Below are 14,856 nucleotides of genomic sequence, written 5' to 3'. Positions count from 1 at the left end.
CAAAATGCTCTACAAACGCCACAGCCGCTTGGCGTTGCCGGAGAGCAGCTTTTGCCGCTCATCGATGCTTGCACCGGCGAGCAGCGCGTGCGTTGCCGCCACCCAGGTCGCAAGCCCGCCGCCAAGCGTGCAGACCGGCCAGTCGCTGCCCCACACAACGCGGTCCCAGCCGAAGCATTCGATGGTGTGCTCGACATAGGAACGCAGCGTTTCGACAGTCCAGGATCCGGCATCCGCATAGGCGACCACACCGGAAATTTTGCCGACGACGTTCGGGCGCCGCGCGATCTCCGCCATGTGCTCGCGCCAGGGGTGCTCGGCACCACCCTTGATGTCGGGCACGCCACAATGGTCGAGCACGAACTGCACATCTGGCGCGAGGTCGGCGAGTGCAATCGCCTTGGGGATCTGGTGCGGCAGAACGACAAGGTCGAAGGTCAGGCCGCTGCCGGCAAGCCGCCTGATGTTTTCACGAAACAGCGCGCCCTCCGAAAGCTCGTCCGGCATGACGTGCAGCACGCGGCGAAAGCCTTTGACGAAAGGATCGGCGCGCTGGCGCTCGAGATAGGCGGCAAAGCCAGGCTCCTCGGGGCGGCAGGAGGCAATTGCCCCCCGCAGCAAGCTGGCCTTTTCCCGCGACAGCGCTTTGACACGGCTGGTTTCAGCCTCGATGTCGGCAGGATCGACATCGACCTCCATATGCAATGCGCCCTCGATGCCGGCGCGGCGGGCCTGGACTGCATATTCGTCGTAGGAGAAATCGCGGTTGAGTGCCGGCACGCCGGCCAGCCAGGGATAGCGCAGCGCGGACTGGTCGATCAGGTGCAGATGGGTGTCGAAGATCATGGTGGCGCGCTCCTCCTTGGCGACTTCGAGATCATCTCACGGAAATTCTTCATTCAAATAAGAATTCATCTCGATTGCTTGACGGTCGATCCCGCCAGTTGCGACAGCTTTTCGGTCGCTGCCAGCAGCAGCTCAATCGTCCTCGTAATGTCGGGCGCCTTGGGTGCGTTGACCAGGGTTATGTAGGGGATCGACAGCGCGGCGATCGCCCTGCCGTCCGAGCCGAGAACCGGTGTCGACAGGTTGAAGACACCGGCGGTCTGCATCGATGCCATCATCTCGTAGCCGCGTTCCCGGATCTGGTCGAGGCGGGCAAAGAACTCCGGCGATTGCGGTGGCTTGTCGGTGCTGCGCAGATGTTCTGAGATCATCATCTGCCGCTCTTCCGGCTGGCGGAACGCCAGCAGCACATGGCCGGAGCCGGTGTCGAACAGGCTGATATGCGAGCCGACGCGGATCGAGATGCCCCAGTAATCCGGCGCCTCCTGCTGGGCAATCACCACGGCGGAGCCGCGATCGAAAACGACGAGCTGGTTTGCCTGCTGCGAGGTTTCTGCCAGCTCGCGCATCAGCGGCGTCGCGTAGGAAACCAGCCGGCGCACCGGCGCGTGCAGCTGCGCCAGGCCAAACAGCTTGAGCGTCAGCGAATAACGGTCGCCATCCGGCCGCGTGACGTAGCCGCGCCGCACCAGCCGGTCCAGCATGCGGTAGAACTCGTTCGGACTGCGGTCGAGCTTCTTGGCGATTTCCGCCTGCGTCAGGCCGCCATCGACACCGGCCAGCAACTCGAGGATGTCGAGCCCCTTGTCCAGCGCCGGGGCTCGATAGCGGTCATCTTCCTCGTCCTCTGCCATTGGGCTTCTCCAGTGAATTGCACTTTTCATATACGCATAACGGTATTGTTTCCGAAAGAACTTTCGGCTTGACGATCCTGTAAATGTTTTGTTTGTATATGAATGAAGCTGCCGATCCGCCCTCGCTATGGATCGACGCGGACTCTTGGGAGGATACCGATGACGAAACTGTTTTGCGGCCTGTCGGCCGGCGTAACGCTGCTCGCACTGGGTGCGAGTGCCCTTGCTGCCGACCTGCCCGGCAAATTCGACGGCGTCACCATCGACGCCAAGCTGATCGGCGGCCAGCAATATGAAGGGCTGTACGCGCGCATCGGCGAATGGGAAAAACTGACCGGCGCCAAGGTCAACGTGATCTCGAAGAAAAACCACTTCGAGCTCGACAAGGAAATCAAGTCGGACATCGCCTCCGGCAGCATCAACTGGTGCGTTGGGTCGAACCACTCGTCCTTCGCGCCGCAATATCCTGATATCTACACCGATCTCAACAAGCTGCTGCCGAAGGAGGAGATCGACGCCTTCGTGCCGTCGACGATCAAGGCCTCGACGCTCGACGACAAGCTGGTGATGCTGCCTCGCGCGCAGTTCGACGTCTCGGCGCTCTATTACCAGAAGAGTCTCTACCAGGACGAAGCCAAGAAGGCCGCCTACAAGGCCAAACACGGCAAGGAGCTGACACCGCCCGACACCTGGGACGAGGTCGCCCAGCAGGCGGAATTCTTCGCCAGCCCGCCCGATTTCTACGGCACCCAGTTCGCCGGCAAGGAAGAGGCGATCAACGGACGCTTTTACGAGATGCTCATCGCCGACGGCGGCGAATACCTCGACAAGGACGGCAAGCCGGCCTTCAACTCGGAAGCCGGCGTGCACGCGCTCGACTGGTTCGTCAATCTCTACAAGGCCAAGGCGGTGCCGGCCGGCACCACCAACTATCTGTGGGACGATCTCGGCCAGGGCTTTGCCTCCGGCACCGTCGCCATCAACCTCGACTGGCCGGGCTGGGCAGGCTTCTTCAACGATCCGAAGTCATCGAAGGTCGCCGGCAATGTCGGCGTGAAGGTGGCGCCGAAGGGATCGGCCGGCATTCGCACCGGCTGGTCGGGGCACCACGGATTTTCGGTCACCGAAAACTGCGCCAGCAAGGAAGCCGCGGCGTCGCTGGTCTGGTTCCTGACCAATGAGGACAGCCAGAAGCTCGAGGCGGCAAGCGGCCCACTGCCGACCCGCACGGCGGTGTGGGACTGGGACATCCAGCAGGCGGCCAGCGATCCTTACAAGAAGGAAGTGCTGGCGGCTTTCCAGGAAGAGGCAAAGCACGCTTTTGCCGTGCCGCAGACACCTGAATGGATCGAAATCTCCAACGCCGTCTATCCCGAATTGCAGGCCGCCATCCTGGGCGACAAGACCTCCAAGCAGGCGCTGGACGACGCTGCCGCCAAGGCCACCCAAATCCTCGAGGACGCCGGCAAGCTTTGACCATTCTCCCAAGGGGGCGCCGCTCATCGAAGAGCGGCGTCCCCGAACTTTTTGCGAACCATGCGCAACACGCTTTGTCTTGATCCCGGCTGGCCGATGGCGGCCTTCGGTGTCCGGGCACCAACCAGAACCGGATCGCCATGAAAGGCTGGAGACCTTCGCCGCCATTGCTGCTCCTGCTGCCGGCGGTGATCGTTCTGGCGGCGGTGGTGGTGGTGCCGCTGCTGCTTTCGCTCTATTCCAGCTTCACGCCGTTCCGGCTGACCAGGCCGGAGACGTTCTGGGTCTTCATCGGCGCGCGCAACTACGTCGCCATCCTGACCAGCCGCGCTTTCTGGGTCGCCTTTGCGCGCACCGTGGTGCTGCTGACGGTGGCGCTCAACCTGGAAATGCTGATCGGGCTCGGGCTGGCCCTGCTGGTGGAGAAGGCATCGCGCGGCCAGCGGATCCTGCGCACCATCATGATGTTTCCGATGATGTTTTCGCCGATCCTCGTCGGCTTCCAGTTCAAATTCATGTTCAACGACAATATCGGCCTGGTGAACAACGCCCTGCAGGGGCTCGGCCTGACTGACCGCGCCATCCCGTGGCTGATCGACGGCAATCTCGCCTTCATTGCCATCCTGACCGCCGAGATCTGGTCGTCGACTTCGGTGTTCGCGATCCTGATCCTGGCCGGGCTGCTGGCGATGCCGCGCGAACCGGTCGAGGCGGCCCGCGTCGACGGCTGCACGCCGTGGCAGACATTCCGCTATGTCACCTGGCCGTTCATCATGCCGTTTGCTTTCATTGCCATGACCATCCGCTCACTCGACGTCGCGCGCGCCTACGACATCGTCAAGATCATGACCGACGGCGGCCCCGCCGGCCGCACTGAACTGGTCTGGACACTGGTCGCCCGCACCGCCTATGGCGACGCCAGGATGGGCCTGGCCAATGCCATGGCCTATTTCTCGATCCTGCTGTCGATCCTGTTCACCGTCTATTTCTACCGCAAGCTCGCCGCGGCGCGCACGCAGATCGCGGCGGAGTGGTGAGGATGGACCAGAACAGCCTGCATCGCGTCGGCAACAAAGCGCTCGGCATCGTTCACGGCATCGGACTGTTCCTGGCCATGCTGGTCATCTGCCTGCCCGGCATCTGGATCGTGCTGTCGTCGCTGCGGCCGACCGTCGAAATCATGGCCAAGCCGCCGGTGTGGATCCCGCAGCAACTCTCGCTCGACGCCTACATCGCCATGTTCAGCGGCGTCGGCCAGGGCGGCATTCCGGTGCTCGACTACTTCCGCAATTCGCTGATCATCTCGGTGACCTCGACGGTGATCGCCATCGTCATCGGCATGGCCGGCGGCTACGCCTTTGCGCGCTACCGCTTTCGCGCCAAGTCGGCGATGTTCCTCGGCCTGATGCTGACGCGCACGGTGCCCGGCATCGCGCTGTCGCTGCCGCTGTTCTTCGTCTTTGCGCGGCTCGGCATCATCGACACGCATTTCGGGCTGATCCTGGTCTATGTCGCGCTCAACGTGCCGTTCACCGTCTGGCTGATCGACGGCTTTTTCCGCCAGGTACCGAAAGACCTCGCCGAAGCCGCGCAGATCGACGGCTGCACGCGCTGGCAGGCCTTCTGGCAGGTCGAGTTTCCGTTGGCCGGGCCCGGCATCGCCTCGGCCGGCATCTTTGCCTTCCTCACCTCCTGGAACGAGTTCGCGCTCGCCTCGCAGCTGACGCGCTCGATCAACTCCAAGACCCTGCCGGTCGGCCTGCTCGACTATACGGCCGAATTCACCATCGACTGGCGCGGCATGTGCGCGCTCGCCGTGGTCATGGTCATACCGGCGCTCACGCTTACCTTCATCGTCCAGAAACACCTCGTCGGCGGCCTCACTTCCGGCGCGGTGAAAGGCTGACATGGCAACCGTATCGCTCAAGAACCTCACCAAAAGCTACGGCCCGGTGGCGGTGGTGCACGGCATCGATCTCGAGGTCGCCGACCGCGAATTCATCGCGCTGGTCGGGCCGTCCGGCTGCGGCAAGTCGACAACCCTGCGCATGATCGCCGGCCTCGAGGCGATCAGCGACGGGATCATCGAGATCGGCGGCCGCATGGTCAACGACCTGCCGCCGCGCTCGCGCAACATCTCGATGGTGTTCCAGTCCTACGCGCTCTACCCGCATATGACGGTGCGCGAAAACCTCGGCTTCTCGCTCAAGATAGCGGGCGCCGCGAAAGAAGAAATGGACCGTCGCGTCGCCGAAGCGTCCGGCATTCTCGGCCTCGACCAATTGCTCGACCGCCGGCCGTCGCAGCTGTCCGGCGGACAGCGCCAGCGCGTCGCCATGGGCCGCGCCATCGTGCGCGATCCCGACGTCTTCCTGTTCGACGAGCCGCTTTCAAATCTCGACGCCAAGCTTCGGACGCAGATGCGCACCGAGATCAAGAAACTGCATGCCAAGGTCAAGTCGACGGTGATCTACGTCACCCATGACCAGGTCGAAGCGATGACATTGGCGGACCGTATCGTCATCATGCGTGACGGTTTCATCGAGCAGGTCGGCACACCCGACGAGGTCTTCCGCCGGCCCCAGACACGCTTCGTCGCGGGCTTCATCGGCTCGCCGCCGATGAATCTGCATGAGGCGGTTGTCGACGACGGACAGTTGCTGTTCGCCAGCGGCGAGAGGCTGCCTTTGCCCAGCCAGTTCAAGGCCAATATCGAGGCCGGCGACAAAGTCGTGTTCGGCCTCAGGCCCGACGACATTTATCCGACCGGGCATGGCATCAGCTCCGGCGAAGACGTCGACGTCCACCAGCTGGAGTTGCCGGTGACCGTCACCGAGCCGCTCGGCAACGAGACGCTGGTGTTCGCCGAATTCAACGGCAGCGACTGGGTATCGCGGATGCTCAATCCAAAGCCGCTGAAAGCCGGCGACCGGGTCAAGATGAGCCTGGACCTGTCGCAGGCCCATCTGTTTTCTGCTGAAACGGGCAAGACATTGCGAGGTTAAAACCATGGCAAAGATCGAGAAAATCGAACTGCGGATGGTCGACCTGGTGCCGAAGGTCAAGCGCACCGATGCCATCCAGAGTTTTGTCAGCCAGGAAACACCGATCGTCACCATCACCGACGCCGACGGCGCGGTCGGCACCGGCTACAGCTATACGATCGGCACGGGCGGCTCCTCGGTGATGCGGCTGCTGGCCGACCACCTTGCGCCGCGGCTGATCGGCCGCGACGCCGACATGATCGAGGCGATCTGGCACGAGCTGGAGTTCGCCAGCCATGCCACGACGATCGGCGCGATCACGGCAATCGCGCTGGCGGCCATCGACACTGCCCTTTGGGACCTGCGGGCCAAGAAAAAGAGGCTGCCGCTGTGGAAGCTGGCCGGCGGCGCCAAGGACCGCTGCCCGCTCTACACGACCGAAGGCGGTTGGCTGCATATCGAAACCGAGGCACTGGTCGAGGATGCGCTGGCCGCCAAGGGCAAGGGGTTTCGCGGCTCGAAGGTCAAGATCGGCAAGCCGCACGGCTCCGAGGATCTTGCCCGGCTGACGGCGGTCCGCCGGGCGGTTGGAGACTCCTACGAAATCATGACCGACTGCAACCAGGGCTTTTCTGTCGACGAGGCGATCCGCCGGGCCGAGCGCCTGCGTGAACTCGACCTCGCCTGGATCGAGGAACCGCTGCCGGCCGACGACATAGACGGCCATATCCGCCTGTCGAATGCGACGTCGACGCCGGTCGCCGTCGGCGAGTCGCTCTACTCGATCCGGCATTTCCGCGAATATATGCAGAAGGGCGCGTGCTCGATCGTGCAGGTCGATGTCGGCCGCATCGGCGGCATCACGCCGTGGCTGAAGGTGGCGCATGCAGCCGAGGCGTTCGACATACCGGTCTGCCCGCATTTCCTGATGGAACTGCATGTCAGCCTGACATGCGCCGTTCAGAACGGCAGATATGTCGAGTATATTCCCCAGCTCGACGAGCTGACCGGCAAGAAAATGCGTATCGAGGACGGGCACGCATTGGCACCGGACGAACCCGGCATCGGCATCGACTGGGACTGGGATGCGATCAAGGCGAAGAGCATCGCGGAATTCACCATGGCGATAAAAAAATAGGAGGCGGACATGCAGCGAATGGGAATGGTGCTCGGCCTCAAGCCGGAGAAAGTCGCCGAGTATGTGCGGCTTCACGCCGCCGTCTGGCCGGACGTCCTCAAGATGATTTCCGCCTGCAACATCAAGAATTATTCGATTTATCTGAGGGAGCCGGAGCACCTTTTGTTCAGCACCTTGGAGTACCACGGCACCGACTATGCCGCCGACATGGCGAAGATGGCTGCCGATCCCACGACGCAGGAATGGTGGGCGCTCTGCATGCCATGCCAGGAGCCGCTGCCGACCCGCAAGGAGGGCGAGTGGTGGGCGTCGATGGACGAAGTCTTCCATTATGACTGATGACATTTTCGATCCTGCCTCGCTTTCCCAGGCCTGGGCACAGCCGTCAAAGCCCCGGCCGATCGTGATTTTCGGCGCCGGCTCGATCGTCGGCGATGCGCATTTCCCGGCCTATGGGAAAGCCGGCTTCCCGGTTGCCGGGCTGTTCGACCCCGACCTGGCCAAGGCGGAAAAACTCGCCTCGAAATGGGGCGTCACCGCTTACCGGTCGGTCGAGGAAGCTGCGTCAATCAAGGACGCCGTCTTCGATCTGGCGACGCCGCCGGCTCACCACGCCGGGGTGCTCAGGGCGCTGTCCGATGGTGCGGTGGCGCTGATCCAGAAGCCGATGGGCAGCAATCTCGCCGAGGCGACCGAGATCCTCGAAATCTGCCGCTCCAAAGACCTGAAGGCGGCGGTGAATTTCCAGCTGCGCTTCGCGCCGATGATGCTGGCGCTCAAGGATGCGATCGCCAAGGGCTGGCTGGGCGAAGTGGTCGATTTCGATGCATGGCTGGCGCTGGCGACACCCTGGCATCTCTGGGAATTCCTGTTGCAGGCGCCGCGCGTCGAGATCGCCATGCATTCCATCCATTATCTCGACCTGATCCGGCAATTGCTCGGCGACCCCAAGGGGGTTCACGCCAAGACGCTCGGCCATCCCGGCCACAAGGTTGCGCAAACGCGCACCAGCGCGATTCTCGACTATGGCGACACGGTGCGCTGTGCACTGTCGATCAACCACGATCACAAATTCGGTCGAAAACACCAGGCCTGCGAATTCCGCATCTGCGGCACCGAAGGCGCCGCTTACCTCAAACTGGGCGTCAACCTCGACTATCCGCGCGGCGAGCCGGACATTCTCGAAATCTACCCCAAAGGCGGCACGGACTGGATTGCGGTTCCACTCGTCGGCGCATGGTTTCCGGACGCCTTTGCCGGCCGCATGGCCAATGTCCAGCGCTACGCGTCGGGCGAGGACGCCGAGCTTGTCAGTTCCGTCGAGGACGGCTGGAACACCATGGCGCTGGTCGAAGCCGCCTACCGATCGAGCGCGGCGCCGGCAACACCGATAGCGGCGAGGCCCTGACATGGAGCAGACAGTCTATTTCGAGGACTACCGGATCGGGTCGTCGCGCATGACCAGCGGGCGCACCATCACCGAGACCGACTTCGTCGTCCATGCCGGCCATACCGGTGATTTCTTTCCCCACCACATGGACGCCGAGTTCATGAAGACGATGCCGTTCGGGCAGCGCATCGCCCACGGCACGCTGGTGTTTTCGGTCGGCGTCGGGCTGACGGCCAGCGTCGTCAACCCGGTTGCCTTCTCCTATGGCTACGACCGGCTGCGCTTCATCAAGCCGGTGTTCATCGGCGATACGATCAGGACCCGCACCACCATCTCGGCTAGGGAAGACGACCCGAAGCGACCCGATTCAGGCCGGGTCGTCGAGCGCTGCGAGGTGATCAACCAGCATGGCGACGTGGTGCTGGTCGCCGATCACATCTACATCGTCGAGCGTCGCGACAAGCCGAGCAGAGCCTCGACAGATGACGCTGAAACCTAAAGACAAAAAAACCGCCTTGCGGCGGGTCCTCGGTGAATCATCACCATACGCAAATTAGTAGCATAGCTGCCGGCACAAAGCAAGAACAAAATGTGGCAAACCGGATAAATCGCGACAGGTTGCGCTGCCCCTTATCGCCCTGCGAACCCCGACTTGCAGGACTTGGGTTCCGCGGAGCAGGCGGATAGAGGTGGTGCCGACATCGGGAATTGGTCATATCCGGTTGACCGGATATACAGGCTTGCCGCCGCGCAGGACCGATGCGACATCGGCAAACACCTTGTTGCGAACCTCCGCGTAAGACTGGGTCGAGTAGTGCGCCGCGTGTGGACTGACCAGGACGGTGTCCAGCGCCAGCAGCGGATTATCGGGCGAAGGCGGCTCCCGCTCGAACGTGTCGATGCCGGCGCCTGCCAGATGGCCGCGCCGGATCGCGTCCGCCAATGCGACCTCGTCGACCAGGCCGCCGCGGGCCACGTTGATGAGTATCGCCCCTTCCTTCATCCGCGACAGGGCTTGCGCCGACATGATGTTTCTGGTCTCCGGTGTCGCTGGAACGTGCAGCGAGACGATGTCGGCCCTGGCCAGCAACTCGTCGAAGCCGACCGGTTCGGCATCACCGGCCGCGATTCGCTCGGCCGGCATATGCGGATCGTAGGCGATGATGTGGTAGCCGAAGACCCGCGCCCGCTCGGCAGTCAGCCGCCCGATCTGGCCGAAGCCGATCAGGCCGAGGATCTGCCTGTCGGGCCGTGTGATGCCGGCGCCGTCGGTCATTGCAGCCCAGCGGCCGGCGCGCACCGCGCTGTCGAACTGCTTCAGCCTGCGCGTCAAGGCCAGGATCAGGGCCATGGCGTGGGTGCTGACTTCAACCAGATTGGCGTCCGGCACGTAGGTTACCTGAACACCGGCACGGCTGGCGGCCTCGACGTCGATCGAATCGAGCCCTACGCCGAACCGTCCGATGACCTTGAGCCCCTTCAGTTCCGCCAAAACGCGAGCCGTGATCGGCTCTCGCAATACCATCAATGCGTCGGCGTCGCGGCAGTGTTCGATCAGGGCATCTTCCGTGAGCAGCGTCTTTTCGACAAACTCGGCGTTCAAGCCGTCGAGGTAGCGCAGCTGCTCCTCCTCGACTGACAGCACACCGTCGGTCTTGATGATCTTCATGGCAAACTCTTGCTATGAGGCGCTGCGCGCCGAGGCGACGCCGGCGGCAAGGCCGGCCCCGAGAAACATCGTGTCGCTGGCCAGCATGTAGAAGCTGATGCCGTGCCGCGACCATTTGCTGACATCATCCGCCGAAGGGCGAAAGATGCCGACGGCCTTGCGGGCCGTGCGCGCCGCGGCCGCGATCCTCATAATCGCTGCATTGAGCTTTTCCTGGCCGGCCGGCCCCATGGCGTCGATCGAAACCGACAGGTCGCCGGGACCGATGAAGATCACGTCGACGCCGTCGACCTGGACGATGTCGTCGATGTTGGCGAGCCCTTCGGCCGTCTCGACCTGGATGGCGACCGTCAGGACATCGTTGGCCGATTTGAGGTAGTCCGGAATGCTGTAGCCATAACCGGCGGCGCGGCCCGGGCCGACACCGCGGGCGCCGACCGGCGGGTAACGGCAGGCCATGACCGCCATGCGCGCTTGCTCGGCCGTGGAGACGCGCGGTACCAGGACACCCGACGCGCCGGCGTCGAGCGCGGCGGCCATCCACTCCGGCGTGTGGCCGGGAACGCGCACCATCGCGGGAACCTTGTGGACATCGGCGGCGCGGATCAGATCCTCGAGCCGTTCGCGGCCGATCTGCGAATGCTCCCAGTCGATGCACAGGAAATCGACCCCGCTGGCGGCGGCCACTTCGACCGCCACAGGGTGCGGGATGGCGCAGAAGGTGCCGATGAGGCGATCGAGAGAGATACATTTCTTGCGAAAGTCGTACATGAAATCTCCAGAAATTTTCGGCGTCGGCAAAAACCTGTTTGCCTATGTGGCCCTTGACGAAGGATGCACGGCTTCCGTCGACATCGGAAAATGCCGGCTGCCGCCTGAAAACGGCGGGAAGGTCTTGTAGTCGGCGCGCATCTCCAGCCGCGCCGGCGATTGCAGCGCGTGCGTCAATGCAGCGGGACTGTCGAACATGACGCGATTGCGCTGCATATGGTCGATCCGCGGCCAGGGCAGCGAACCGCACCAATCCAGTCGCGACAGAACCTCGATGTGGCGAATGCCGGGGAAGCCCCGCATCAATTGCGGATGATGCGTCACATAGTGGTAGAGCCAGGCATTCATGTCTTCGGCCGGCCCGGGATAGTGGACAAGATAGCTGCAGGGGAGCCCGGACGTCTTGACGCCAGCGTCGTCGACGGGAAACGGACGCACGCACATTGCCTGTTGCGTCGGCCTCGAACCGGCGATGCTCGACAGCATACCAGGTGCGGCAAGCGCCTGCAGATGGCCGGACGGCGCCAGCGCCGCCTCCATGTCCGCCAGTTCGTCGAAATAGAGCTGGAAGCCGAAGACCGGCGGCGGACCATCGTTGTTGAACATGTCCGCCACTTCGGGCAGATAGATGTTTGCAAGCGCAAGGCCCGGCGTCGATGCAATCACACGCCGCACGGCGTCAACATCTTCGCCGGCGATGGCCAAATTTGCCTCGCGGTCATCATGGAAGAAAGCAAGATAGGCAAAGCGCATGTGGACACCTGCTGGATCGAGTTCGACTAGATCAAATTCGGAAGAAAGAGAGCGATCTGCGGAAAGAGGACAATCAGCAGGATCAGCAGAAGCGTCAGCGCGATGTAAGGCGCCGCAGCCATGGCAACCGTCTTGAGCGATGTGCCTTTCGGCGCAACGCCGATCATGATGAACAGCAGCAGGCCAAACGGCGGCGTGGTGAAGCCGACCTCGTAGGCGAGCAGCAGGATCAGCCCGAACCATACCGGCTCGTAGCCGAATTGCTGGGCGATCGGCAGGAAGATCGGCAGCGTGATCAGCATCATCGAGACCTGATCCATGAACATGCCGAGCAGCAGGATGACGAGCACCATCATGAGCAGCATGGGATACGGTCCAAGATCGTAGCCGACGATGAACTGGATAAAGCCGTTGGAGGCGCCGGAGAAGGCGAATATCTGCGAGAACGTCGTCGAAGCCGAGATGATCAGGAAGGTCATGCCGGTGACCTTCATCGCATCGTCCAGCGACTTCCAGACAACCGACCAGCTGAACCGCCGGTAGACAAACAACAAGGCGAAGACAGCGGCACAGCCGAGGCCTGCCGACTCGGTCGGGGTCGCTATTCCAAGGATGATCGTGCCGACCACCATGAACACGATGACGCTCATCGGAATGATGTTGACGGCGACCGCCCTCACCTTCTCGGCCGCGGGGACGGCGGGCACCGGATAGTGCGGAGCGGCGTCCGGATCGATCTTTGTCTGCGCGAAGATCAGCGCCGCGTACATGAGAACGAGCAGCAGTCCCGGCAGAGCCCCCGCTATGAGCAGCGCGCCGACGTCGATCTGGGCCAGCGAGCCGAGCAAGACGGCCAGCGAGGATGGCGGGATGATGACGGCAAGGCTTCCGGCGCCAAGCACCGGGCCGTAGGCCATGTGCGGCTTGTAGCCCCGCTTCAGCATCTCGGGCACCATCAGCGAGCCCATCATGCCGGTATTGGCGAGGCTCGAGCCCGACAGCGCGGAAAAGATCGTGCCGGCGGCCAGCACGACATAGGCGAGGCGTCCGCGCAGATTGCCGATGCACAGGTCGAGCGCGTAGACGACCTTCTCGCCGAGGCCGGAGCGGAAGAACAGGCTGCCCATGACGAGAAACATCGGCAGCGGGGCAAGCGCGTAGGTCGAGACAGCGTCGGAGAAGTTGGCGACCATCTGCGTCACGCCGATCGAGCCGCCGAAGAACAGATACAGCCCGATCACATTGGTGACGAAGAACGCGAAGGCGACCGGCAGCCCAAGGCCCATCAACACCAGGATGGTGCCAACGAGCACGGCGAATGGAAACAGCCAGGCCACCGGTCAGAGCCCTTCCATTTCCAGCGGATCGAGCGTGTACAGCGTGTCACGGCCGAGCAGATATCTGAGCCATTCCAGCGCCGAGAGATAGAAGGCGAGCATGATGGGCAGAAAGACCAGCCATTTCGGCATATCGAAGCTGCGCGTTTCGTATTCGCCGCCCGCAACGGCACTTGTCAGCGAAGACAGAGCGACGCTGCCGAGGTAGAGGCTGACGCCGATGCAGGCGAGATAGGCCAGCTTTTCAAGCACCACCCGTGCCCGCACCGGCAGCGCCTGGCGCAGGAACTCGACGAAGACATGGCCCTTGCTGTGGACCAGCCAGGGCATCGGCAGGAATGCCGCGTAGAGCAGGCCGTATTCCGTCGCCGACACCGCCCAGGCAAGCGGCCTCAGGCCCAGATTGCGGACGCACACATCAGCAACCACCGCGACGATGATGAGGCCAAGCACCACTTTTGCCGCCGCCGCCAACGCAAGGCTCAGCTTCCCAATCGCTGCAAACAATCTGTCCATGCCCGACGACCCCCATGTCCACCTTCGTCCTCTTGGCCCAGCTTTGATGGAGGGCACGCAAGGCACCCTCGGCTCGGGCTACTGGAAGAATTTCTTCAACTGATCGATGTTGGTGGGATCGCGTTTGGCCATTCTCGCCCAGCTCGCCTGCGTGGCAGCCGCCAGGAATTTGTCGCGGCCGGCGCCGGTCAAGCTGATCACCTTCTGCCCGCCGTCGATCATCGCCTGTGCCTGTTTTTCGGACTGGGCAAGGTTGGCGTCATAGCTCGCGCGCTCGTATTCGACGGCCGTGTCGGCAAGCAGCTTCTGCGCTTCGGGCGACAGCGTGTCCCATTTGGCCTTGTTGATCGAGATCAGCACGTCGGTTTTGAAGAACTGCGGGTCGACACGGTATTTGGTGAATTTGTCCCAGCCGAACGACGCATAGCCAAACACGGTATACGCGTTGGCATTGACGACGCCGCGCTCGAGCGAGGTATAGACATCCCCCGGCGCTTGCACGATCACCGTTGCGCCCAAGGATTCAAGGAAATCGCGGTAGAGCGGCGACGAGCGGATCTTCAGACTGCCCCAGTCGATGCTGCCTTCGCTGTTGAGCTTGGGTTCGTCGACGGTGAAGACGTTGAAGCCCGAGCCCGCGTCGACATGCGCCAGCAGATGGGCATTGGCCTTCTTCTCGAAAATCCCGCTGATGAAGTCCCAGCCGCCATTGTCGCGAACCTCCCACGGCGTCTTCGTCGATGCGGAGAAAACCTCGCCTTCGGGCACGAGTTCGAGGAACTGCCCTGCCGGTGTGTCGATCACATCGATCAGGCCGCTCCTGAGCGCCGCGCCCTGCTGGATCGGCGGAATGACCTCCGGCCCGCCACGGACGTTGATCTGGACCACGCCCTTGCCCTTTTCGTTCACCTTCTGAACGAACTTCAGGAAGCTCTGCGCGTAGCCGTTCTGCGTCGGCGTAAAATGCACGGCGTTGAGGACGACCTCTTCGGCCGCGGCGCTACCCGCCACACCCGACATGAGTGCAGCCAGAACAAGGGATTTCCAAATGCGCATTGCCATACTCCCTTTGATAGTTCGTCCATGATCGGGTTCGATCTAAAATTGCAATCGCCGCGCCGC

At 62.8% G+C, this 14,856-nt stretch carries 16 protein-coding genes; 8 read left to right on the top strand and 8 right to left on the bottom strand.

What is annotated here, in order from left to right:
- Window positions 1-9: 9 nt before the first annotated feature.
- Together NKI08_RS21985 and NKI08_RS21980 are read right to left on the bottom strand one after the other, a co-directional pair.
- Window positions 10-846 carry an amidohydrolase family protein gene (locus NKI08_RS21985; protein ID WP_352472914.1) on the bottom strand — a complete coding sequence of 279 codons (837 nt, stop codon included), beginning with the start codon at window positions 844-846 and terminating at the stop codon, window positions 10-12.
- Between the two features lie 65 nt (window positions 847-911).
- Window positions 912-1,700: an IclR family transcriptional regulator gene (locus NKI08_RS21980; protein ID WP_352472913.1), complete on the bottom strand. Its 789-nt coding sequence runs from the start codon at window positions 1,698-1,700 to the stop codon at window positions 912-914.
- 159 nt (window positions 1,701-1,859) lie between these two features.
- Here NKI08_RS21980 and NKI08_RS21975 point away from each other — a divergent pair, with 159 nt between their 5' ends.
- From NKI08_RS21975 to NKI08_RS21940, 8 genes are all read left to right on the top strand, one after another.
- Complete coding sequence (locus NKI08_RS21975; protein WP_352772055.1) at window positions 1,860-3,176, top strand: type 2 periplasmic-binding domain-containing protein; 1,317 nt, start codon at window positions 1,860-1,862, stop codon at window positions 3,174-3,176.
- A gap of 140 nt (window positions 3,177-3,316) precedes the next feature.
- Complete coding sequence (locus NKI08_RS21970) at window positions 3,317-4,213, top strand: carbohydrate ABC transporter permease (protein WP_352472911.1); 897 nt, start codon at window positions 3,317-3,319, stop codon at window positions 4,211-4,213.
- A gap of 2 nt (window positions 4,214-4,215) precedes the next feature.
- Window positions 4,216-5,082, top strand: a complete 867-nt coding sequence (locus NKI08_RS21965; RefSeq protein WP_352451567.1) for a carbohydrate ABC transporter permease — start codon at window positions 4,216-4,218, stop codon at window positions 5,080-5,082.
- Window position 5,083: 1 nt separating this feature from the next.
- Window positions 5,084-6,181, top strand: coding sequence for an ABC transporter ATP-binding protein (locus tag NKI08_RS21960; RefSeq protein WP_352472909.1), 1,098 nt, complete (start codon window positions 5,084-5,086; stop codon window positions 6,179-6,181).
- 4 nt (window positions 6,182-6,185) lie between these two features.
- The gene (locus NKI08_RS21955; protein ID WP_352472908.1) at window positions 6,186-7,298 is read left to right on the top strand and encodes a mandelate racemase/muconate lactonizing enzyme family protein; all 1,113 of its coding nucleotides are present in this window, start codon (window positions 6,186-6,188) and stop codon (window positions 7,296-7,298) included.
- Window positions 7,299-7,307: 9 nt separating this feature from the next.
- A complete protein-coding gene (locus NKI08_RS21950) occupies window positions 7,308-7,637 on the top strand; it encodes an L-rhamnose mutarotase (protein ID WP_352472907.1) in 330 nt (109 codons plus the stop codon).
- Complete coding sequence (locus NKI08_RS21945; protein ID WP_352472906.1) at window positions 7,630-8,706, top strand: Gfo/Idh/MocA family protein; 1,077 nt, start codon at window positions 7,630-7,632, stop codon at window positions 8,704-8,706. The genes NKI08_RS21950 and NKI08_RS21945 overlap by 8 nt, the downstream gene beginning before the upstream one ends.
- 1 nt (window position 8,707) lies before the next feature.
- The gene (locus NKI08_RS21940) at window positions 8,708-9,187 is read left to right on the top strand and encodes a MaoC/PaaZ C-terminal domain-containing protein (protein ID WP_352472905.1); all 480 of its coding nucleotides are present in this window, start codon (window positions 8,708-8,710) and stop codon (window positions 9,185-9,187) included.
- Window positions 9,188-9,400: 213 nt separating this feature from the next.
- On the opposite strand, the gene NKI08_RS21935 is transcribed toward NKI08_RS21940, so the two are convergent.
- The 6 genes from NKI08_RS21935 to dctP form a co-directional block, all read right to left on the bottom strand.
- Window positions 9,401-10,357 (bottom strand): C-terminal binding protein, encoded by a 957-nt coding sequence (locus NKI08_RS21935; protein WP_352542034.1) that lies wholly within the window; start codon window positions 10,355-10,357, stop codon window positions 9,401-9,403.
- A gap of 12 nt (window positions 10,358-10,369) precedes the next feature.
- The gene (locus tag NKI08_RS21930) at window positions 10,370-11,128 is read right to left on the bottom strand and encodes an HpcH/HpaI aldolase family protein (protein WP_352472903.1); all 759 of its coding nucleotides are present in this window, start codon (window positions 11,126-11,128) and stop codon (window positions 10,370-10,372) included.
- 42 nt (window positions 11,129-11,170) lie between these two features.
- Complete coding sequence (locus NKI08_RS21925) at window positions 11,171-11,881, bottom strand: hypothetical protein (protein WP_352472902.1); 711 nt, start codon at window positions 11,879-11,881, stop codon at window positions 11,171-11,173.
- Window positions 11,882-11,907: 26 nt separating this feature from the next.
- The gene (locus tag NKI08_RS21920) at window positions 11,908-13,218 is read right to left on the bottom strand and encodes a TRAP transporter large permease (RefSeq protein WP_352472901.1); all 1,311 of its coding nucleotides are present in this window, start codon (window positions 13,216-13,218) and stop codon (window positions 11,908-11,910) included.
- 3 nt (window positions 13,219-13,221) lie between these two features.
- The gene (locus NKI08_RS21915) at window positions 13,222-13,734 is read right to left on the bottom strand and encodes a TRAP transporter small permease (protein ID WP_352772050.1); all 513 of its coding nucleotides are present in this window, start codon (window positions 13,732-13,734) and stop codon (window positions 13,222-13,224) included.
- Window positions 13,735-13,812: 78 nt separating this feature from the next.
- Entirely contained in the window at window positions 13,813-14,790 is a 978-nt protein-coding gene (gene dctP, locus NKI08_RS21910) for a TRAP transporter substrate-binding protein DctP (protein WP_352472899.1), read from the bottom strand.
- Window positions 14,791-14,856 lie beyond the last annotated feature (66 nt).

Source organism: Mesorhizobium sp. M0768 (genome assembly GCF_040320195.1).
GTDB lineage: Bacteria > Pseudomonadota > Alphaproteobacteria > Rhizobiales > Rhizobiaceae > Mesorhizobium.
Note: the sequence above shows the minus strand (reverse complement) of the source record. Positions and strands in the feature narration are given on the sequence as shown.

Excerpts from the sequence above, each read along its gene's own strand:
- NKI08_RS21930 (WP_352472903.1), bottom strand. The coding sequence starts at position 11,128 with ATGTACGACTTTCGCAAGAAATGTATCTCTCTCGATCGCCTCATCGGC.
- NKI08_RS21915 (WP_352772050.1), bottom strand. The coding sequence starts at position 13,734 with ATGGACAGATTGTTTGCAGCGATTGGGAAGCTGAGCCTTGCGTTGGCG.
- NKI08_RS21985 (WP_352472914.1), bottom strand. The coding sequence starts at position 846 with ATGATCTTCGACACCCATCTGCACCTGATCGACCAGTCCGCGCTGCGC.
- dctP (WP_352472899.1), bottom strand. The coding sequence starts at position 14,790 with ATGCGCATTTGGAAATCCCTTGTTCTGGCTGCACTCATGTCGGGTGTG.
- NKI08_RS21970 (WP_352472911.1), top strand. The coding sequence starts at position 3,317 with ATGAAAGGCTGGAGACCTTCGCCGCCATTGCTGCTCCTGCTGCCGGCG.
- NKI08_RS21940 (WP_352472905.1), top strand. The coding sequence starts at position 8,708 with ATGGAGCAGACAGTCTATTTCGAGGACTACCGGATCGGGTCGTCGCGC.
- NKI08_RS21935 (WP_352542034.1), bottom strand. The coding sequence starts at position 10,357 with ATGAAGATCATCAAGACCGACGGTGTGCTGTCAGTCGAGGAGGAGCAG.
- NKI08_RS21960 (WP_352472909.1), top strand. The coding sequence starts at position 5,084 with ATGGCAACCGTATCGCTCAAGAACCTCACCAAAAGCTACGGCCCGGTG.
- NKI08_RS21980 (WP_352472913.1), bottom strand. The coding sequence starts at position 1,700 with ATGGCAGAGGACGAGGAAGATGACCGCTATCGAGCCCCGGCGCTGGAC.
- NKI08_RS21925 (WP_352472902.1), bottom strand. The coding sequence starts at position 11,881 with ATGCGCTTTGCCTATCTTGCTTTCTTCCATGATGACCGCGAGGCAAAT.
- NKI08_RS21945 (WP_352472906.1), top strand. The coding sequence starts at position 7,630 with ATGACTGATGACATTTTCGATCCTGCCTCGCTTTCCCAGGCCTGGGCA.
- NKI08_RS21950 (WP_352472907.1), top strand. The coding sequence starts at position 7,308 with ATGCAGCGAATGGGAATGGTGCTCGGCCTCAAGCCGGAGAAAGTCGCC.
- NKI08_RS21955 (WP_352472908.1), top strand. The coding sequence starts at position 6,186 with ATGGCAAAGATCGAGAAAATCGAACTGCGGATGGTCGACCTGGTGCCG.
- NKI08_RS21965 (WP_352451567.1), top strand. The coding sequence starts at position 4,216 with ATGGACCAGAACAGCCTGCATCGCGTCGGCAACAAAGCGCTCGGCATC.
- NKI08_RS21975 (WP_352772055.1), top strand. The coding sequence starts at position 1,860 with ATGACGAAACTGTTTTGCGGCCTGTCGGCCGGCGTAACGCTGCTCGCA.